19 protein-coding genes are annotated in these 20,451 nt (G+C 48.8%); 6 read left to right on the forward strand and 13 right to left on the reverse strand.

Annotation, left to right across the window (positions count from 1 at the left end):
• Nucleotides 1-22: 22 nt before the first annotated feature.
• From ACXAGX_RS11515 to ACXAGX_RS11530, 4 genes are all read right to left on the reverse strand, one after another.
• Nucleotides 23-3,088: a TonB-dependent receptor gene (locus ACXAGX_RS11515; protein WP_474823881.1), complete on the reverse strand. Its 3,066-nt coding sequence runs from the start codon at nucleotides 3,086-3,088 to the stop codon at nucleotides 23-25.
• A 749-nt stretch (nucleotides 3,089-3,837) separates the two neighbouring features.
• Nucleotides 3,838-4,296 (reverse strand): hypothetical protein, encoded by a 459-nt coding sequence (locus tag ACXAGX_RS11520; protein ID WP_474838448.1) that lies wholly within the window; start codon nucleotides 4,294-4,296, stop codon nucleotides 3,838-3,840.
• 222 nt (nucleotides 4,297-4,518) lie between these two features.
• Nucleotides 4,519-5,130, reverse strand: coding sequence for a LysE family translocator (locus ACXAGX_RS11525; protein WP_474823887.1), 612 nt, complete (start codon nucleotides 5,128-5,130; stop codon nucleotides 4,519-4,521).
• 100 nt (nucleotides 5,131-5,230) lie between these two features.
• A complete protein-coding gene (locus tag ACXAGX_RS11530; RefSeq protein WP_474838450.1) occupies nucleotides 5,231-6,181 on the reverse strand; it encodes a LysR family transcriptional regulator in 951 nt (316 codons plus the stop codon).
• Nucleotides 6,182-6,244: 63 nt separating this feature from the next.
• On the opposite strand from ACXAGX_RS11530, the gene ACXAGX_RS11535 reads away from it, so the two are divergent.
• Together ACXAGX_RS11535 and ACXAGX_RS11540 are read left to right on the forward strand one after the other, a co-directional pair.
• A complete protein-coding gene (locus ACXAGX_RS11535) occupies nucleotides 6,245-8,311 on the forward strand; it encodes a TonB-dependent receptor (protein ID WP_474838452.1) in 2,067 nt (688 codons plus the stop codon).
• Nucleotides 8,312-8,315: 4 nt separating this feature from the next.
• Nucleotides 8,316-9,431 carry a PepSY-associated TM helix domain-containing protein gene (locus ACXAGX_RS11540; RefSeq protein ID WP_474838454.1) on the forward strand — a complete coding sequence of 372 codons (1,116 nt, stop codon included), beginning with the start codon at nucleotides 8,316-8,318 and terminating at the stop codon, nucleotides 9,429-9,431.
• Between the two features lie 38 nt (nucleotides 9,432-9,469).
• Here ACXAGX_RS11540 and ACXAGX_RS11545 read toward each other — a convergent pair whose 3' ends face one another.
• On the reverse strand, nucleotides 9,470-9,889 hold the full coding sequence (locus ACXAGX_RS11545) for an Lrp/AsnC family transcriptional regulator (protein ID WP_119499538.1): 420 nt from the start codon (nucleotides 9,887-9,889) through the stop codon (nucleotides 9,470-9,472).
• A gap of 156 nt (nucleotides 9,890-10,045) precedes the next feature.
• Between ACXAGX_RS11545 and yjeH the strand changes: the two genes are divergently transcribed.
• A complete protein-coding gene (gene yjeH, locus ACXAGX_RS11550) occupies nucleotides 10,046-11,308 on the forward strand; it encodes an L-methionine/branched-chain amino acid transporter (RefSeq protein ID WP_474838654.1) in 1,263 nt (420 codons plus the stop codon).
• A gap of 34 nt (nucleotides 11,309-11,342) precedes the next feature.
• Here the strand turns inward: yjeH and ACXAGX_RS11555 are convergent, their stop codons facing one another.
• Both ACXAGX_RS11555 and ACXAGX_RS11560 read right to left on the reverse strand, forming a co-directional pair.
• A complete protein-coding gene (locus ACXAGX_RS11555; protein ID WP_474838456.1) occupies nucleotides 11,343-12,578 on the reverse strand; it encodes an ABC transporter permease in 1,236 nt (411 codons plus the stop codon).
• Nucleotides 12,578-13,282 (reverse strand): ABC transporter ATP-binding protein, encoded by a 705-nt coding sequence (locus ACXAGX_RS11560; protein ID WP_474838458.1) that lies wholly within the window; start codon nucleotides 13,280-13,282, stop codon nucleotides 12,578-12,580. Before ACXAGX_RS11560 ends, ACXAGX_RS11555 begins: the two co-directional genes overlap by 1 nt.
• Nucleotides 13,283-13,362: 80 nt before the next feature.
• Between ACXAGX_RS11560 and ACXAGX_RS11565 the strand changes: the two genes are divergently transcribed.
• From ACXAGX_RS11565 to ACXAGX_RS11575, 3 genes are read left to right on the forward strand one after another with little or no spacing between them, the layout of a single operon-like run.
• Nucleotides 13,363-13,929 (forward strand): DUF3299 domain-containing protein, encoded by a 567-nt coding sequence (locus ACXAGX_RS11565; RefSeq protein WP_474838460.1) that lies wholly within the window; start codon nucleotides 13,363-13,365, stop codon nucleotides 13,927-13,929.
• On the forward strand, nucleotides 13,919-14,368 hold the full coding sequence (locus ACXAGX_RS11570; protein ID WP_474838462.1) for a hypothetical protein: 450 nt from the start codon (nucleotides 13,919-13,921) through the stop codon (nucleotides 14,366-14,368). The genes ACXAGX_RS11565 and ACXAGX_RS11570 overlap by 11 nt, the downstream gene beginning before the upstream one ends.
• The gene (locus tag ACXAGX_RS11575; RefSeq protein WP_474838464.1) at nucleotides 14,365-15,069 is read left to right on the forward strand and encodes a DUF3299 domain-containing protein; all 705 of its coding nucleotides are present in this window, start codon (nucleotides 14,365-14,367) and stop codon (nucleotides 15,067-15,069) included. The genes ACXAGX_RS11570 and ACXAGX_RS11575 overlap by 4 nt, the downstream gene beginning before the upstream one ends.
• Nucleotides 15,070-15,115: 46 nt before the next feature.
• On the opposite strand, the gene ACXAGX_RS11580 is transcribed toward ACXAGX_RS11575, so the two are convergent.
• From ACXAGX_RS11580 to ACXAGX_RS11605, 6 genes are all read right to left on the reverse strand, one after another.
• Nucleotides 15,116-16,057 carry an endonuclease/exonuclease/phosphatase family protein gene (locus tag ACXAGX_RS11580; RefSeq protein ID WP_474823907.1) on the reverse strand — a complete coding sequence of 314 codons (942 nt, stop codon included), beginning with the start codon at nucleotides 16,055-16,057 and terminating at the stop codon, nucleotides 15,116-15,118.
• A gap of 36 nt (nucleotides 16,058-16,093) precedes the next feature.
• Nucleotides 16,094-16,747 carry a DUF1826 domain-containing protein gene (locus tag ACXAGX_RS11585; RefSeq protein WP_474823909.1) on the reverse strand — a complete coding sequence of 218 codons (654 nt, stop codon included), beginning with the start codon at nucleotides 16,745-16,747 and terminating at the stop codon, nucleotides 16,094-16,096.
• Complete coding sequence (gene zigA, locus ACXAGX_RS11590) at nucleotides 16,747-17,949, reverse strand: zinc metallochaperone GTPase ZigA (RefSeq protein ID WP_474838466.1); 1,203 nt, start codon at nucleotides 17,947-17,949, stop codon at nucleotides 16,747-16,749. The genes ACXAGX_RS11585 and zigA overlap by 1 nt, the downstream gene beginning before the upstream one ends.
• Before the next feature lie 40 nt (nucleotides 17,950-17,989).
• Nucleotides 17,990-18,376: a MerC domain-containing protein gene (locus ACXAGX_RS11595; RefSeq protein WP_474838468.1), complete on the reverse strand. Its 387-nt coding sequence runs from the start codon at nucleotides 18,374-18,376 to the stop codon at nucleotides 17,990-17,992.
• A gap of 39 nt (nucleotides 18,377-18,415) precedes the next feature.
• On the reverse strand, nucleotides 18,416-18,916 hold the full coding sequence (locus ACXAGX_RS11600; protein ID WP_474838470.1) for a ZrgA family zinc uptake protein: 501 nt from the start codon (nucleotides 18,914-18,916) through the stop codon (nucleotides 18,416-18,418).
• Between the two features lie 148 nt (nucleotides 18,917-19,064).
• Entirely contained in the window at nucleotides 19,065-20,426 is a 1,362-nt protein-coding gene (locus ACXAGX_RS11605) for a 5-methyltetrahydrofolate--homocysteine methyltransferase (protein ID WP_474838472.1), read from the reverse strand.
• Nucleotides 20,427-20,451: the final 25 nt, after the last annotated feature.

The raw sequence follows: 20,451 nt of genomic DNA on the forward strand, positions 1-20,451 counted from the left end.
TTCACTTTTGTTACTGATTCAATTAGAAGCTATAACGGGCACTCAGTACAAAACGTCTGTCCAGTTCCTGAACAAAGAACGTGTTGTTTTGTGTACGTCCATACTGACGCTGACCTTCTTCCAGTAAGTTGATGACATCAAGGCTCATGGTGAAGTCTTCAGTGAAGTCATAGCTCACGTTTAAGTCTAACTGCTTGTATTCATCAATGAACAGCGGGTTACGCTGTGATGATACAGAGCGGTTAACTTCCGCAAGGAACGCATCACGCCAGTTGTAAGCAACACGCGTAGACAGACCATTCTTCTCGTAAATTAATACGAGGTTAGCACTGTCACTCAAGCCTTCCAATGCGAACTGCTCGATAGCCGGGCTTGCGCCCACATCGTAACCGATATCACCGTCTACGATTGTGAAGTTAGCCTGGTAACCGAAACCACTGTCACCAAAGAAGTGCTGCCATGCGAATTCGTAACCAGAAATACGGGCACTCTGGTTGTTCACAGGTTGAGTAACCTCAAACTGCATTTCTGGGTCGCCGGCTTGTGGCTCAACGTTGTTTGACGCAAATACCGCATCAGCAAACGCCTGACCTTCTTCAAACTCACTCGCACCGCCAGGGAAGTTTTCTGGATTAGTCAGCAGTGCTGTCATTGTGAAGAAGTTACGCTCTGTTACTTCCACACCACGAGCTTCGAGTTCAGCAATCGCTTCAGCAGATACGGTACCTGGTGCACCTGAAGTTGCATCAAGTAACCCGAATAGACCTTGAGAAACCTGTTGTGTACCCACGAAGTTGTCTACGTCTTTACGGTAGTAACCGATAGATACCATAGACGCATCACCGTAGTAATACTCTAACGACAGGTCGAAGTTATTTGACTCCAGCGGATCAAGAGCAGCGTTACCGCGGCTACCAGAACCTTGTCCGCCCAGGTAGGTAGGACGACCAGGTGCACCCACTGTAGTAGCGGTGTACATCTGATTGTAGGCTGGACGCGCCAGTGTCATGCTGTAAGAAGCACGGGCTTTCAAGTCGTCAGTCAGGTTAATTGAGAAGTCGATATTCGGCAGGAATGCTTCATAAGAATGTTTCTGTGAAAGCGCTTCTGTTTCGTCACCCAGTACCATGCGGAAATCGTTATCTGATACCCAGTTGATTTGCAGCGGTACAGTTTGTAAAGAAATAGACTCTACATCTGTTTTTTCATAACGCGCACCTACAACTAAGTTGGTTTCAAAACCACCCAGTTCACCGTCCATTGACGCCATTGCGTACAGAGACAAGATATCTTCTTTTACAGTGTTGTCGGCAGAAGAAATCGCGTTGAAGGTATCCAGCGTGTAACCGTACATTGGTGCAATAACATCAACCAATTCAACGGCATTACCTTTGAAAGAGACACTACCTAATGGAATGGTTGTTGAACCCGCAGGAACGGCAATCGAATCTGCGCCCGGCACACCGGTAATTGCAGTATCTTCAAACGCACAAGCGGTACAAGTCACTTCCAACAGACCTTCAGGAATGTTGCCAACATCAGCTACACCCCAGCCACCCAGTTGCGCTTCAGACTCGTAACGGTTTTGGTTCATTTCAGTAGAAATGTATCCCATACCGAAATCAATTTTCACGTCTGCGCCCTGGTCCCAGGTACCATCAAAGCGGAACTGATCAACAGTTTGTTTCTGGTTAGATTCGATAGCACGAGCAACCTGAGGACCTACGTCCGGCATATCAAAGATACCGTTGTTGTTACCTTTAATAGAATCGTCAACCACAATGCTCACTTGTGGGAAGCCTGAAGACAGGTCAACCGTCTGCCAACCTGCGGTCGCACCGGCCACGTTCATACGAACAACGTTTTTGCCAGAAGGGCCATCACCACCACTTTTCGCTTCTGATGAAGCAACGTCGAAACGCAGGTTCAGTTCGTCAGATACCCACCAATCAGCATTGAAGCCAAATGAGTGCATCTCATCTTTCGCTGCCAGGGCCAGGTTTTGGAAGAAGAAGTCTTTACCGCCGTCGATGTCTTCGCTGAAACGAATAGGTGTGGCAACAATAGGGTTACCGTCAAATTCCATGTCAGTGAACTGACGAGCAAACCACACACCGTCGGTAATTGACGTAGATTCCATGGTGTTACTAGCGTAAGTTGCATCTGCAGTAAGTGTTAATGTTTCAGAAGGCGCGTACTGCAACGTGATCATACCGTTCAAACGTTCACGGCTGTCTTCGTTTACGCCATAACCTACGTTAGGCGGCATCGCCACCAGCTGACCTTCTTCGGGCGGATTGGTAACAGTAGCACCGTCTACCAGACCAAAGGTACCCGGTGAAGTGGAATCCCAGTTAAACAGCTGATACTGAGACACGTTCATCACCCGGCTACCGGAATCACGTTCCTGATAAGAACCGAATACAGCAACACCAAAAGTATTGTCGTCGTTAGACCAATTCCCCATACCGCTCAGTTCCGGCGTTACGCCTTCACCACTTTCGTCTTTCATCGCTTTCGCGCCAAAGGACATGCGGTTTTCGCCCTGGGACAATGGTTTGATGGTGTTAATGTTGATAGTTGCACCGATACCGCCTGACGGTACGGCTGCACGACCCGTTTTGTATACTTCAATACCACTTACGCCTTCAGAGGCAAGGTTAGAAAAGTCGAATGAACGGGTAGAACCGGAAGCACCCTGGTCGTCGGAGTTACCGGTGATAGATGCAACGTTTGCCGCAGGCATCTGACGGCCATTTAACGTGATCAGGTTAAAGTTACCACCGAAACCACGTACGGTTACTTCAGAACCCTCACCGTTAACACGGTTAATAGATACACCAGTAATACGTTGCAGTGATTCTGCCAGGTTTGTATCTGGGAACTTACCCATGTCTTCTGCCGAGATAGCATCGACAACACCTGATGACTGACGCTTAACATTCATTGACTGTGATAAGGAACCGCGCACGCCCCTTACTTCGATTTGTTCCATTTCTTCTGGTGCTTGCTGTGCATACGCTTGAGAAGCAACGGCAACGCCCAGTGTGCCCGCTACTGCATATGCAAGTTTTGTTTTTTTAAACATATCTTGGTTTCCAAAAAGAATTAACTAACACAGTTGAAATATGTGTCCCTTATTAAGCGCCCTTTGACACCGATGTCATCAATATTTGATCATTGGCCGCTATACCCATCACACATTCCGCTTCACGCTGAAATTTCCCTTAATCGCAGCGATTGTTACATTTAACCCCCTATTAAGTTAATCAATTGTAACAACTAGGTTATATATTAAACACTGGTTACTAAGCAAGCATTTTGTTAAGAATCTTAACAAATGACATCGGTGGTCATTCCAGTATCACGACACGCTGTTACCATAAACGGCTATTTTTCATTCAATGCTTTTGAACTTTATGATGATGAAGCAATTTCTGGTTGTTATCTCGGCAATCCAGGACTGGAAAAGAAAGGTGCGTGAGCGCAAAGTTAATTTATTGTAAATTAATTGAAGAGGCGTTATATTCGATACAACTTACAGACGGGAGACGATCCAAATGATGTATTTTCTTTGTGATTTTTTAACGATGTGCAATCCAGAAGTTATTGAAAAAGATGAACAAGAGGAAGCCCCTGAAATTTCTGAGTCATCCTCCTCCTAACGACCCATTTTTCCTAAAGCAGCTTTGTATGTTAACAACATCAAAGCTGTTTTTTGTTTAACTGAATTTGCTTCTGAAGATGAAGTAAACCGCACCCACCAGGCACAACCCGCGCAACAGATAATCTCGATAAAGAAAAAGCCAACTCCCGGTGAGTTGGCTTTGGATGAGATTAAAATGCCCAGGAGGCAGCCAGACCGAGTGAGCGCACTGAGCTGAGCCCCCAGGTTTGGTGGATTGAGGCGAAGCCGCGGTTATTTTCACCGGGAGCAAAGCCCGTAGAGACGGGGTACTTCTCATCGATACGGTTATTACAGAATATCCACACCAGTAAGCCTTCATCGGTTTCAAAACCGGCACTGATGTTAAACGTAGTGATGGCATCGAGCTCAGTTGAAGGCGATGCAATACCGTAATTAATATCAGACCGGTAATAAACACTGGCATTAAGGAATCCGTAAACCGTTGCCGTAATTTCCTGCTCGTACTGTGCCTTCAGCGTGGATGTGAAATCTGCTGCCAGTGGTGTGGAATACCCGGATGCATCAACGAAAGCATCATCAGGGCCACACTCTGTTGAGTCTGGTGTACAGGATGCCTGTGCAAATTCATCGAAAGTTGAATCCAGCAAGGCTGCGTCCCAGTAAAAAGTCAGATTATCACTTGCCAGTGCTCTTACTGAAATTTCAGCACCCCGCAAGTTACGGTGGCAGCATTCTGGATGATGAACGCCACTGAAAGGACTTGTTTTTGAATGTTCGTGCTCTTTGCCGACTTGCAGATCTTACTGCCAAAGATGAATATACTGCCGTTTGCAAGGAAAGTGTTCCCAGACAGCCGTCTTCGCACGTTTTTATAGTGAAACGGCTTTCACTGCCAATAAAATCAACACGCCGCCTGTTACCTTATCAATGATCCCTGCTTTGGCCTGAATCCTTTGCACTACCGCCTGACTGGACATCACCACGGCAATCAGCGTGTACCACAGCCCATCAATTAATGCAGGGGTTGCAACGATAACCGCGGTTTCCGCCATGTTGTCGGCCACGCCGATAAACTGACTGAACAGGGCAATAAAAAAGAGTGCGATCTTAGGATTGAACAATGATATTGCCAGGCCATCCCCTGCTGCCGCCAGTGCAGAGACTTTTTTGCCAGACTGTAATTGCGCCTGAATGCCACCTTTCGACATCAGCGATTTTACGCCAAGATAGGCCAGATACCCGGCTCCCAGCCAGGTGAGTGCTTTAAACAAGGCCGGTGAATGTTGCAGTAACACGGCCAACCCTGAACTGGTTAATAACGCATAGAAGAAAACGCCCGACGCATGAGCCCATGCAGTACAAAGCCCGTTAAAGCGCCCGCCGGACAGCGCATGTTTAGTCACAACCGCCAGACTCGGACCAGGAGACATGGCTCCCAACAAACAAACAGAAAATAAAGTGAAAAATACAACGATGGTCATGATGCCCCTCCAATTTCCTGCATTGTAGAAGCATCACAATCATAACTGGAAATCATAAGATATCATTACAGTTATGATTTAAAGTAATACCGAAAAGCGGTCAAAGTTGGATTGAGCTTTCGCAATGGGCAATAGCGTCTTTTACCTGCTCCCGCGCCCATTTATGTCTGATATCGTTATCATATTTTGGATGCCAGATGAGCCAGTACTGGTTTTCGTCAACGTCGAAAGGCAATGGCTTATACACAATATTCCAGCTGTCTCCCAAACTCTCAGCAATGTGCTCTGGCATCACCATTAGCCCTTCGAATACTTGCAAATGGCTTAATGCCGCATTGAAGAAGGGCACCCGCAAATGAACCCGGCGCTGTAAGTCTTGCTGTCGCAGAATGTCATCAACAAAGGTATCTTTATCTGCCCCACCGGTAATTTTAATATGCGGATAAGCAATCAGTTCATTCACGGTGACATGCTTTTTTGAAGCCAGTGGATGTGACTGGTGCATCACCAGCACCGAATGGTCCGCGCCAATGCGGATACCAGAAATGCCGTCCGGTTTATGCGGCAACATGGTGGAAGCGATATCGATATTGAGTTCGTGGAGCCGGTGAATGTATTCGGGCTCCCACAATCGCAAGCTCACCGTCAGGTTTGGCGCCTGCATACTGAGCCGCTTGCATACGTCCGGCATGACATACTGGGCGACATAATCACTCGACGACAGCACCAGCTCACCAAACCAATTTTCAGGGTCGAACACGGTTTCTGCCAATAGCAAATCAAAATCGTCCATCAGGGTATCGAGCTTCGCTTTCAGCATTTCAGCTTTTGGCGTCATGACAAGCACATTACCATTGCGTACCAGCAACTCGTCCTGCCAGATATCCCGAAGCTGCGCCAGTTGCCTGCTCACCGCTGACTGGGTGATATGAAGACGTTGCGCTGTTTTACTCACATGGGCTTCCTGCAACAATACATGTAACGTGCGAAGCAAGTTGAGGTTGGTATTTCTGAGCATGATGACGGGCTCTGGTGCGACATTATGTCGCATTGTAGCAGACCCTGTGAGAAGGAATAATCCGCGCTGATTTTTAAACTTTCAGTCAGAGATTTTATGCCTTCCAAAAACGCCCGGTTTCTTCCTGTTTCTCCCGTTTTGCTTTTTCCGCTTTCCACTTTGTTTATCGCGTTATCGCTGAACGCTCAGGAAACGGATGCGACAAATGCAGACAATAACCGCAAAGGCGACATAAGCTTTTCTGTTGGTGAACGAATTGAGGTGACAGCGAAAGCATCCGCAGACGCCAGCCGAATGCTTACCTCTGTAGACCGTTTATCCGGTGATGCGGTTCGCCAACCAGATATTGATTACGCCTGGCAGTTGGCGGGCAGAATGCCCGGTGTGGTACTGACCGAATTTAACCAGGGTACAACCAGCGGAAAACTTTCATTTCGTGGATTTAACGGCGAGGGCGAAGTGAATGCGGCCAAACTATTAATCGATGATATTCCGTCAAACGCAAACAGTGGCAACATGCCCTATCTCGATATGATCCTACCCATAGAGATTTCCACCCTGGAGCTGGTGCGGGGCACGACTGACCCACGCTACGGTCTGCACAACATTGCAGGCAATGTGAACTTCATTACCCGCACCGGGGGCGATTACACCGACGCAAGACTGTCTGCAGGTAGCTTTGGCAAGTATGATGTACAGGCAGCACTTGGAAACGAATCGGGTGATTTCAGCCAGAATTACGCCATTGGCTATCGAGAGGGTGACGGATACCGGGATCATGGCGAGTTTGACCGCACCAGTCTTGCGGGCAAATGGGGTTATGCCATTTCCTCTACGTTGTCTGCAAATGCCAGCGCGCGTTATTACGACAGCGATGCGCAGGAAGCCGGCTACCTCACCCGCGAAATAGCCTATTCAAATCCCCGTGCCACTAATGACTATAACGCGTCAGATATGGGGACCCGGGAAATGCAGCAATACAGCCTGGGACTGCACGGCGAACCAGCGAATAATATTACTTACAAAGTCACCAGTTGGTTGAACAAGCTTGAAGACGACCGCTACGTGACTTTTTCGGCTGGAGTCAGCCAACAGAACCGTTACACCGAAGAAGAGCATTACGGTGTGCAGGCTTCGGCAACTTTTACTGTTCACAATTCGGGCCTGAGTGGTCTGTTTTTTGAAGCCGGTGCCAGCATAGAGGGACAAGACAATATTTCCGCCCGCTACCTGAGTACCAACCGTATTGCCGACACCCAAACCAGAGATCAGCATTTCAGACTTCGTGTTAAAGGCGCGTACATTCAAAGTGAAATAGCGCCGGTAGACTGGTTGCGTATAACTCCTGCATGGCGGGTAGATAAAGTAACCGGTGATTTTGAGGACCGGTTAAATAATGTGACGGCACCAGTAAATGACTACGGTACGATTAGTCAGCCCAAACTGTCTGTGGCGGTGTTACCTACAGATGCCATTACCCTATTTGCTAACTGGGGTGAAACCTTTCAAATTGGTGTGGGCTCAGGCGCTTATCTTATTCCGCCTCGCCAGACCAATCTGGAACCTTCAGTAAACCGTGGCTGGGAGGCGGGTATCGCCTACAAATCAGATGCCAGCACGAGTGCCCGCCTTACGCTTTGGAATCAAACAGCTAGCGGCGAACTGAAACGTCGACTGAACGATCCAAATGGTGATTTTGAAAACCTGGGGGCCACTGAACGGCAAGGTATTGATTTGCAGGGTTCGTGGTCGCCATCGAAAGATTTTTCTTTGTGGGCAACGCTAGCCTGGCAGCAAGCCGAAATTGAAACGCCCGCTCCGGATCAACCCGAACTGGCGGGCAACGATATTGATCATGTTCCTGAGTGGGTTTACTCTGCCGGTGCCGATTATTATCTGAATGAAGAAATCATGCTGTCAGCGGTATTGCGTGGCCAGACAGATTACGAACTGAACTCTGCCAATAACGCCGGAACGTTCGGTGACTTTACTCTGCTGAATCTGCTGGCCCGATACCGCGTATCAGAGAACACCGATGTGATACTGGAGTTGAAGAACGTAACTGATGAGTATTATGAATATGTTTGGTGGGATGGTAGCCAAAGTCTGCATAGTCCGGGTGAAGGGCGCGCCGTCGCAGTTTCAGTCATGCTGAAGTTCTGACGACATGGGCATCAACTGGCGAAAGGTTCACAGACGAATCCACCTGTGGTTGAGTTTGTCTGTAGGAATACTATTTACCGTCATCGCGCTTTCCGGCGCGATTCTTGTTTTTTATAACGAACTCGATAGCGCCCTAAATTTACCCGCTACGCAGCCACAACAAGCTGCAGTCTCGCCAGACTATGACACCGCACTTAAAACACTGCGTACGGCCTACCCTGATAAAACCCGTTCATGGCGCTTTGAAGTCACAAACGACGCTGGTGTTATTCCGGCCCGCTATTACAATCCAAAAGAGACGGCAGGAGAAGACTTTGCACCTATGATGGTGTGGCTAACCGCCGATGGCACCACTGTTCTACGTCGTGACTTCTGGGGGCAGTATTTTGTTACCTGGATTTACAATCTGCACTTTCGTTTATTGCTGGGTAAAACCGGCGGCATCATAGTGGGATACCTGGGGCTTGCGTGCACGTACTTGCTGATAAGTGGCTTGATTGCATGGTGGCCCAAACAGGGACAATGGGCGAGGCAACTGCGTTTTAAGCGCAAGACGAATAATATCGGGCTGCTATACGACTGGCACAAAACTCTAGGTTTATTCAGTGCTATCCCGCTTCTACTACTCTGTGTGACTGGCGTCATGCTGGCACTACCTACAGAATCCCGCTTTATGCTAGAACCTGTTTTTGGCCAATCGCAGTTCGCAAAATTTGCCCCGGAAAATGCCACGTCTGCACCACCCGTTATTTCTCCAGCACAGGCACTGGGTATCGCAAAACGGGCTTTGCCTGACAGTAAAGGCGCCTGGATTGAAACACCGGATGCCGAAGGCCCCCGCGCGCACTACCGCATTCGTTTGCAAGTATCAGGCGACCCTTCCCGCCGCTTCCCTCACAGTTATGTTTATATCGATGGCGTGTCCGGAGAGGTACTGGAGGTTTTTGACTATCAGCAACAAGGTGCGACGAATACCATCATGAACTGGCTGCATCCGTTACATGACGGCACCTACTTTACCCTTGCAGGCCGGATTTTGTGGATACTCACCGGCGTGCTGACACTGGGGCTTTTTGTACTGGGTATCTGGCGCTGGATGCTGCGCACCCGCTATATCTAAAACCAACAACACTAAAACCCAAGCTTTTCAAACCAAAGCTACCCTAACCACTGATTCAGCACCACGTGGGTTTTGATTTTGATAATGTCGTCGATGGTATCGATATGCTCACGGATTTCATGAAGCCGGCGCATGGTGTCTGCTTTTATCAGCACGATAAGATCGCACTCGCCGGTAACACCATAGCACGACACCACCTCTGGAATGGCGCGAAAATAGGGCACCACGTCTGCACACCGCGCCCGCTTATGCTGAATTTCCAGATAGGCGGCAACGCCCTCTTTTTGCGATTCTGACAACATTACCTGATAGCCGCGGATCACATTGTTCGATTCCAGTTTCTTGATCCGTTCTGTGACGGCGGAACGTGACAGGCCCACTTCATCGGCAATCGCTGAAATACTGGCTCGGGCATTTTGCCGGAGCTGAGCAAGAATAGCCTGATCGAATTTGTCCATCGTGATTCCGTCATTTTGCAGGTAAAAAGTCTTTCTGCCGTCAAAATGACGGCAATAACGCGCTGAATGCACGCAAAGTAACACGTTATGAAGCGCAAAAACGCAGTATATTACGCAATTGAAATTAACGCAGTACGATTGGGTTTGTTTATCACCATGCACGATGCAAATAACAAAATTGGACGCTGGCAGGGCGCTGGGCTGCTAACCACCACTTTGCTGGGTACCAGCGTATTTATTCTGCCGCAGATGACCATTAACACCGCTGGCCACTGGGCAATGATCAGTTGGCTTGTGCTAACAGTGGCAATACTACCCGTTGCCATGGTGTTTGCTAAACTCTCTTCCCGCTACCCTCATGCTGGCGGCCCGGCCTATTTTGTAGAAAAGGCGTTTGGTAAATCTGCTGGCAGAACTATCGGTATGCTGTTCTTGTTTGTGGTACCAATTGGCGCGCCTGCTGCCATCATTATGACGTACTGGTTTATCGAAACGCTGTTTGGTCTCTCACCAGACTGGGCGCTACCTGTTCAGCTGGGTATTATCGCGCTGCTATTTGCGCTTAATTATCGGGGTATTCAGTTTTCTTCCACCTTGCAGCTTATCCTTACCCTGGTGATTACCTTAGTGGTCATCGCTATGTTGGCAGGTCAGCCTGTGGCGTCGGGAGAACTGATCCCTGAGGCAACGTCTACGCCCTTTGATATGAATCCTATGCTGGCCGCCATGGGCATCGCGTTCTGGAGTTTTCTCGGCATAGAAGCCATTTCCCATCTGGCCGACGATTTTAAAAATCCCGGGCGGGATTTAGTGCCCGCTATCATGACTGGCACATTGCTGGTGGGATTAATTTACCTGGGTTGTACCTGGCTGCTTATCGACACGCCAGTGTCAGATGCTCTGAGCATGGTCATCGTATTTGACCAGATATTCTCCGGTGGTGGCGCGGCGGTTATCGGTGCACTCGGTGTGGCAGGCGGCCTGGCAACCACAAATGTGTACACAGCCAGTCTGGCGCGGTTAACCTGGAGTTTAAGCAACGATAGAGTTTTACCGGGTTACTTCCAGAACCTGAACCAGCACAACGTGCCTCAACGGGCACTGCAATGCGTACTTGTGGTCATGACACTCACCCTGGTTGTCACCCATTACGGTGCGTACAACCTGGAAGACCTGATTGGTTGGGTTAATGGCGTGTTTGTACTCATTTACCTGGCAAGCATGCTGTCGGCTGTCCGTCTTTTATCATCAAAGCACCGTCCACTGGTAATGCTAAGCTGCCTGTTTTGCGCCACTATCGCTGTGGGACTGGGCACAAAGATGCTTTATGCGCTGGGATTATTTTGCGTGTGCGCGCCACTGCTTTGGTATCAGCAGCGGCTTGCAGACAGCAAAGCTGAGCGCCAGTTGCAGCGCTAAACTTTACCCCGCGTGCATTTATTCCGCCTGCTGTTTAAAGGCGGGAATGTATGGCTTTACGATAAGCGTCGATAGCGGGTAGCAGGGTTGTCACAATAGTTGCTGCCAGTACCGCGCCAATCACTATGGCATTGTGTACGCTGAAGAAGTTGGCTGACATAAACAAGCCGTACTCACTGGCCAACCAGCCTTTCGATACCGAGAAGAGCACCGTGAGCAGACTGGTAGACACTATGCTCGCGGCGATGGCAATGAGCAGGGCTTCGGTGAGCAACAACATGAAAATGGTGCCGCCACCTGCGCCGAGAATACGCAACACAGCAATTTCTTTTTCTCGCTGCTGCATGGAAGCCAATAGCATGGTGGACAAGCCAAACAGTGATGACACCAGCACAAGCACACTGATTATCCGCAGCAAATTCTCCACGGTGCCCATCATCTTCCACAACTCAGCCATGGCCACGCCCGGCAAAATGGCCATCAACCTGTCGTCCTGATAGTTGTTCAGTTCTCGCTGCAAAGTAAAGGTCGCGAATTTTGATTTCAGTCCTAACATCACCGCCGTTACATCATCGGGTTGAATAAGCGGGTTACTGGTGTCATCAGGATTCGCAACAATCGGTTTGAGCTTAGACGACGATAAATGCATGGCCTCTATGCCTTCCAGACTCACATGCACGGTTTTATCTACCGGTGTGCCGGTGGCTGCCAGAATGCCGGTGATGGTGAACGGCGACTGATCATGATTAGTAAAACTCACCATGCCGGTACCGTGGGCGACGACAATTTTATCGCCTATCTGATAGCCGAGTTTTTTTGCTACATCCGCGCCAATGACTGCACCAAACACACCAGAAAATGGCTGCCCGGAAGCAAATGCCAGAGGCTGTTTATCGCCGTATTTATAGTGTTCGAAATAGTCCTGGTTAGTACCCAGTACCCGGAACCCGTGATGAGAGTCGCCCAGCGAAATCGGAATAACCCACTCTACCTGACTATGCGTTTTGAGCATCTCCACGCTTTCATAACTAATATTATTGGTGGGACTGCCCATACGAAAAATGCTGTAAAGCATTAAATTCAACTGACCACTGGGCGCACCAACAATAAGGTCAACATCAGACACAGTACGACTGAAGCTGCTTTCTGCCTGCATTCGCACATGCTCAACACTGAGCAATACACTGATACTAATCAGCAACGATAAGAACGTGAGCACCACAGATTTTGCACGGCTTTTAAGGCTGCTTACGGCAAAGGATAACAACATTATTCAGCCTCCTTCAGTGTACACAGCGTACTTAGCGATACCGATGAAGACAGGTATTTCTCCAAACTTTTATCATGGCTCACAAAAATTAACGTGGTGTTTTGCGTTTCACACAGCGCGGTTAGCATATTCATGAAAGCATCGCGGGCATCAGTATCCAGCGCCGATGTAGGTTCATCCACCAGCAGAATTTCAGGCTCATTAATCAGTGCCCTGGCTATTGCCACTCGTTGTTGCTGCCCCACACTCAAACTACCAGCAGACTGATGAAGCACTTCCGGAGGCAGGCGCAGCGCTTCAATCATTGCGGCAGCTTTACTATCAACACTGGCTTTGTTGTCAGCAAAGTAGGCGGCCAAACGAATGTTTTTCAGCACGCTGAGATGCGGTACCAGATTAAACTGCTGAAACACCACACCAATATGTTTAGCGCGAAATTTATCGCGCTTACGGGTGGGCAGCGAGGAAAAGGGCTGGTCGAGCAAAGCAATCTCACCGCTCTCAGGCTGCAATACACCGGCAAGCAGGTTAAGTAGCGTGGTTTTTCCTGTGCCCGAGGGACCATGCAGGAATACTTTATCGCCGGTCTGCACCTCCCAGTGCGGAATAGACAGGGTAACCTGACTCTTCGGATACCGGTGTTGCACGTCTTTGAGACGTATCGCCACTGAAAGGGATGAATTTCTGTTTTGCTGACTATTCAAAGAGGACTCTTATCGTTACTATAATAATTACGTGATGTTATAACATTTACGAATTTCACTAACCAATAGCGACACTTTTAATGAGACAAATCCTGAGACAATTTGCATCTGTCATCTGCGCAGCAACGCTGCTTTGTAGCGCTTCGCTTTCCGCCACTGAATATCAGCAAACCGAATGGATTGACCTGATGCCTGAATCGGATCTGGCTGCACTGATGGACCCACCAGACTATCTTAACAACGTGGCTGATGGCTCACAGCAAGACTCGGTGGATGCGTTTTCGCAACAGCAATTCAGTGATGAGAAAGCGCAGCGCTTTCAACAAGCACTGAATTCTACACAGGTCATTCCTGAGTATGATGGTCGCGCTATTCGTATTCCAGGCTTTATCGTGCCATTACAACAGAATGACGAGAAGCAAGTCACCGAATTTTTTCTGGTTCCCTACTTCGGCGCTTGTTTACACATGCCGCCACCACCGCCTAATCAGATTATTTATATCAGTTTGAAGGAAGGTCTGGAACTTGAAGATTTGCAGCAACCTTTCTGGTTTGAAGGTGAAGTCGATATTCAGACTCGTCATCATGAACTTGGTACCGCCGCTTACACACTGAATGTGGACAACTATGAACTCTATGAAGAATAAAACACTTAACGGCGTGCTGTGCGTCGCCGCTCTCGCCTTGTCTTCAAGTACGCTGGCCTGTGCTTACCACGGCGATAGCATGGCAGGGTTTGCGGCTTACCACCCGATGATGCAGCGACACATGGCCGACACACAGATGGAATACATCAGTCTGAAAGTCGATCAGATTGTCAGCACCCAAACCGCTAAAGAAACCAACAGCAAGCTCTCTTTGTTTGTACCCACGTCATATTACGATGTAAGTGTAAGCCTTGCGGGCAGTGAACACGTGGAGTTGCTGTCTGAACAGTCTTTTGATGTCACCGGCCTAATCAAAAAGAACACCATGATTTTCCGCACCCTTGAAAAGGGTGAACACGCAATTACCGTTAGGGTGAAAGCAAAGCGTGGCTCGGTGCCGGTAGAAATTGAGAAAACGGTGAAAATCCAATCCGTATGATGTGTTCTTTGCCGGGCTGGAGTAAAGTCAGTCTTATTGTGACGCTGGCTCTGATCACCGGTATTGGCATCGGCCTACTGCTGATTGAAAACGGTGGTTCCAATAGCACTATCTGGCCCTGGTCCTCCGATAACACTGAGGCAGGTAGCCTCTATTCATCAAACGACAATGCCCTAATCCAGCATGTACAATCTTCGTCAGTGATACAGCTTGGCTGGAAAGCACTAATGCCACAAGACGAGGCAGCCTTGATGGAAAAATACCAGCCCGACAAGTCCAAGCCTTTATCGGATCAAGTGTTTCAGTCGCTTCAGGCATCCTTTGATAGCCAATACCAGTCAATGCAGACATCGATGAATACGGTGCAGGGGCTGAATAACAAACCTGTCGCAATGAACGGTTTTATTGTGCCGGTAGATGTGAACGACAGTCGAGAAATTCTGTCGTTTTTCCTGGTGCCCTACTTCGGCGCTTGCATTCACTTTCCCCCTCCCGCGCCAAACCAGATGGTTTATGTACGCACGCCAGAAGGGTTCACCCTTGATGGTAGTAGCGATGCCTACACGGTAACGGGGCTGCTTCAGGTGGCAATGTTTGAAGACCCTATGGGTACTTCGGCTTACCTGATGGATGCTGTGAATATTAAACCGTTTTCAGGCAAGCCAGATGATGTGCGAGATCATGAACTGCAAACTTACTGAAGTTAAGCTTGCCGGTTCTTGAGGATAAAGGAAAAACTAAATATGTTTAGCTTCCAGTTAAAGGTAACGAAACACTCACCGCACAATGGTCACTTAACATAGCGTCGGGTGCCATGTTCTCATAAGGCCACACGCTTATTTGCTGCTGAATACCGGCAGTATTAAATCCACCAGCCCAAATGTGGTCGATGGGAGCCGGATACCAGGGGTGACAACCAACTGAATTTTCGGTGGCTAGGGTGAGCTGAGATTGCGCAGTTACACTGGCTTTTATTTCACTGGCAAAAACATTCCCGGCTTCTGCAAGGCGATGATTAAAGTCGCCAAGAATCAGGTAAGGCAGCCCTGCCTGCTCGTGCTGTTTGATCCAGCGCTTTAGTTCGGGGATCTGCCGCGCAAGCAGATTGCAGGACCGGCTATCTTTTTGCCGATAATCTTCAACAAAGCATCCGCTTTTCAAATGAACAGCCAGTATCGAAAGTGCGCCGTTTGCAATAGCTACATCCACTTCCACGCCATAGCGTAAACCATTTTCATTCAGTCCTAGTGCTGCAAACTGCTCAGTTTCCGTCACACTCAGTGATTTTCGGGTAATCACCGCCACTTTCTGCTGGGTTGAGGTTCTTCCGTTTTCCCGGCATTCATAGCTTTTACTGTCTGCCCGTGAAGAAAAGTGAATATTCCATTGTGGCTCTGGAAATACTGCGCGCAGCGCTTTTACAGATGCCACTTCCTGAATCGCAAATACATCAGCATTCACAGTTTCGGCGTATAGTTTTAAAGCAGCGTATTCCGCAGAAGAGCGAAGCCGGCAGCCCTGTGCGCTTTCAGCGGCAAAATGTTCCATGTTCCAGGTCGCCACTTTCAGGCCGCTGGCCGTGGGAATGCCAGTATCTGGTACTAAATCCGTCTTATCAGGATTAGAAGAACAACTTACGCAAGAAAAGAATGCGGTAGCGAGCGAGATTATAGACAGGTGCGTATTCAAGACAATTTCTCCATTGATGTCACACCTATTCTATATTCACATGAAGTCCAGTGTCATCAGCAGGCGTTTCTCACCCGGTTGAATCATGGGTGAGCGATGCACGATTGCGCCGTCTTCATTACCAGCCCAGGCAGAGCCCTTTAACAACGCAATATCGCCGGGCCGCATCTGTTGAATGTTATCTGGTGATAACAACAGTCCAGATTTGTCATCGGGTAACCCATTGCTGCCATGCCCAAGCTTACTCCGGTTTACCTGGCTGTCTTCCAGCCACTGGGTTGCCTGCCCCGCATAAGTGGTAATAAACCGGCATGGCACCCTGTCGATATGAAAGCGGGGGCACATTGCTTTGTCCAGCGTACGAATGCGTAGTCCTACATTCTCAATCTCAAAAAGATAACTGAACATTTCAATCATTTGGGCGATGTCTTTGGTCAGCGCTTCGCCCCAGGATTGAAGTGCCGTATTTTTCTTTAGCGCTTCCAGCGGATCAGTAGCAGATACCTCTTCGGTAACGTTAAGCGTTTCTTCTTTTGCCAATTGCTCTGCCACAAACAGACTAAGCGAGTCGACATTGTCACGCTGCCAGATTGCCAGATTCACGTCGTCCTGATAGATGTCGGCCAGAATTTCCGGGATATCACCACAAGCGCTTCGACGGGGTTTGTTCAGTTTTATCGCAGCCCCCATTATGCTGCCTCCCAGGACGGAAATGGATCATCGAGGGTTTGCCAAACGGCTTTGCCCTGAATAAGCATCTCATCTTCCAGCAGGCAGGCATCCAACGCAGCAGTAATCCCCTGCTCATCTAGGTTCTGACCAATAAACACCAGTTCCTGTCGCATATCACCAAATGGTTCTACCCATTGCTCTGCAATACTTTTCAGGTAGTCTTCGTCATCTGGCCACTGGGTTTTGTCAATAGCTTTCCAGAACATGCCGCCAAAACCATAACGTGCAATGCCGCCGGCCTGACTCCATGTGCCCGCAAATTCAGGCCGTGATGCCAGCCAGAAATAGCCTTTTGAACGCAGTAACTTGCCGAAATTTTCGCTACCGTGAAGAAACGCGTGAAACCTATCAGGATAAAAAGGGCGACGCGCTTTGTAAGTGAAACTGCTGATACCGTATTCTTCCGTTTCAGGCACGTGTTCGCCACGCAGTTCCTTGAGCCATCCCGGCGCGAGCTGGGCTTTTTCAAAATTGAACAAGCCGGTACCTAATACTTTGCGAATGTCGATACTGCCATTGGCAATGGGAATTATTTTCGCCGAGGTATTTAACGTTTTCAAAATAGCGGTGAGTTTATCGACGGTCTCAGTATCCACCAGGTCGGTTTTACTCATGAGAATGATGTCAGCAAATTCCACCTGATCGATCAGCAGGTCTGACACACTTCGCTCATCTTCCTCGCCCAGTGACTCGCCGGCTTCCTGCAAGTATTTGGCTTCATCAAAATCACGTAGGAAATTAACTGCATCAACCACCGTGACCATGGTGTCGAGTTTTGCAACGTCAGACAAAGACACGCCATCCTCGTCGGCAAAGGTGAATGTTTCGGCTACCGGTAAAGGCTCTGAAATTCCTGTAGATTCGATCACCAGATAGTCGTATTTGCCGCTCTCAGAAAGCTTGCGTACCTCAATCAGGAGATCTTCTCGCAAGGTGCAGCAAATACACCCGTTGCTCATTTCCACTAACTTTTCTTCGCTGTGGTTCAGTGAAACATCATTTTTCAACAATGATGCATCAATGTTGATTTCGCTCATGTCATTCACGATCACGGCGACTCGCAAGCCATCGCGATTATTCAGAATGTGCGTTAGCAACGTGGTTTTACCGGCGCCGAGAAATCCGGACAGCACAGTAACGGGTAGTCGATTCTGTTTCATGGTGGTGATGCCTGTTTTTTGTTAAGTCAGGGTTTACGTTTTAGCAACGGTGGCGACGTTGCCGGTAATTCTGGATATGCGCATAAACAATAAATAGAGAAGCGACGATAGTGAGTACGGTTTCTCCTATCTCGCCAACTACATCGTGAGCGACGGTACCCGCCAGGGTAAGCAGCAGGAGCCCGAGCAGACCACTGCCCAGAATGGCCGCGCTTTTGTGATGTCGATAGCCCGCGGTAAGTGCAAGGACCCCGATAGGAAGCACAAAGAAAAGAAGAATTTGATGAAAGACCTCGTGATCGAGAAATGCGACGCCGCCCAGCGCAGGTAACGCGATAAGAAGAATTGGCGTGATAATGCAGTGCACCACACAAAGAGAAGAAAGCGCTATGGCAATTTTGTCACCGATAGCCTGAATTCGTGGCATGGGATCTCCGGGAGAAACAGATGATGGTTGCATAGTCATTTACCAGCTAATGGTTGCTGCCTGGGGCGTTACATCTGTCATGCCCTGACCGCTATCCGTCACCCACTGCACTTCGAGCGAACTTAAAGAGGGGGCCAGCCCAAACATATTTATGGTGAGCGCTGAGATATCACCATTACAGGAAAGCTGATAGGTAAGGCTGATATCTTCATGCTGGTGCTGTTCATGTGCTTCGTGAACATCATCGCCAGCATGTCCGGCGTGACTCTCATGATCTTCGTGATGCTCAGCATGAGGTATATGGATGTCCTGCTGAGCTACTTTGCAACTTCCGCTAATGCTGGCGACATTCCTGAACTCACTCAAGGCCGTTTCCATAGCGTGCACTTTATCTCTTTGCTTCTGATCCTCTGGTTCGTGCTCGAAACCCAATAAATTAGCTGCCGGTATGGAAAATTGCAGTTGCCATTGACTGTCGTCCTGAGCAACTAAAAGCTGGCCGTGGCCGTGCACATGTTTGTCTGCAGCGTATGCAGACATTGAAAGCACCATCGCCGTGGTAGTGCCAATGACGGTGAAAAGCCGTTGGGATGTGAAAACGTTAATAGTATTTTCCTCTATGTTGGGATTTTGACGTAAGGACGGCCAGAAAGCGTGAGAATGCCGTCCTTACCTATAGCTGCGCCTATCAGTGGGCTTCGGCAATCCCTAACCAGCCCAATGACACAGGAACAAAGTCGAGTTCCACTTCACTGGTAATTTCAGCCGCTTCAATATCAATAATCACAATATGAGACGCGATTGGGTCGGCCACATAAACCGCATTAGCGCTCTGTGACACGGCCATCGAAAAATTCACATCGTCTGGCATAGATGCAATATCCTGCTCACTGATATCGATACGATTTTCTAGCTCCCAATGAACATGGTCGTCGTGGGCGTGGGCGGCCATCACTGACAAATAGCCTTGGCTATCGAGAATCAAAAAATGTGCCCCGTCATAAGAGAATCCGTAAGAGATGGGGCTGGCATCCGTCTGTGGTTCCCAGTCAATCTCTTCCATTTCACCATGGTCTGTATCGATAGCGACTAACACTGCCGCCCCGCCGCCGTGGGCCGACGCAACACCAATGAAAGAAGCGGCATCATGGTGGGTATAAACCGAACCAACTCGAAGATCGCCTACCGCATCGATGTTGTCGATTTTTGAAGAGGTATACACTTCGTTTTCTGCAGCAAGCACTAATACACCGTCGCTACAGCCGAATACGGCAAAGTCGTCCGTTACCGCAGCGCCATGCAAATCAGGACATTCACCTTCGAACAGCTGCTCCTGTTCATACTCGCTATCATGCAAGTGATAAACACCAACGCTATCTGGCAGCACCGCATTCGCCGATGTGGTAACGCTGTCTTCCCGTCTTACTGAAGCAAGTAACATATCGCCTACTGGCTTTGCCACACCATGCATGTTCACCGTGAAATCAAGGGTAGCGATTTCGGCAGATTCATTGGCAATGTTACTGTCGGTCACGACTTGAACCATCGCGGGCAAGCCTGAATCAGCATCACCGTCAAAAAACACGGCTAGCTGGCCGTCGTGGCTATCTACGTGCGTTGGTCGACTGCCGCTGAGTGTAAACGCTGACGCTGTTGGTGCTTCTTCGTAAGCATGAAGGTGGTCGCCATGGTCTTCCTGCCACAAACCACCATCGACAAATTCCACCAGGTCATTGGTGCGACTGGTAATCACAGCAAAGCGGCTGCCCGCAGAACTGGTTAGCGAACTTCCTTCGTAAGTAGTGGTAAATGTATCCAGCAGCGAGTTGTCTTCGAGGTTATAAATGGCCAGCGTGTTAGACGCGGCATCCAATACCGACAGACGACCCGCATTTTCTACATGCTCTTCCTCACCGTGGTCGTGAGCATCATCACTGTCTTCCACTACTGAAGGTAATTCGTTGATTTCAGTTTCAGCATCACCACATCCAGTAAGTAGTAATGCGCTTACCAGGGTTGCCAGGTAGGTCAGTTTTTTCGTTGTATTCATTTTCGATTCCATTGATGAATTTAGC

Source organism: Alteromonas sp. ABV4_515 (genome assembly GCF_056160345.1).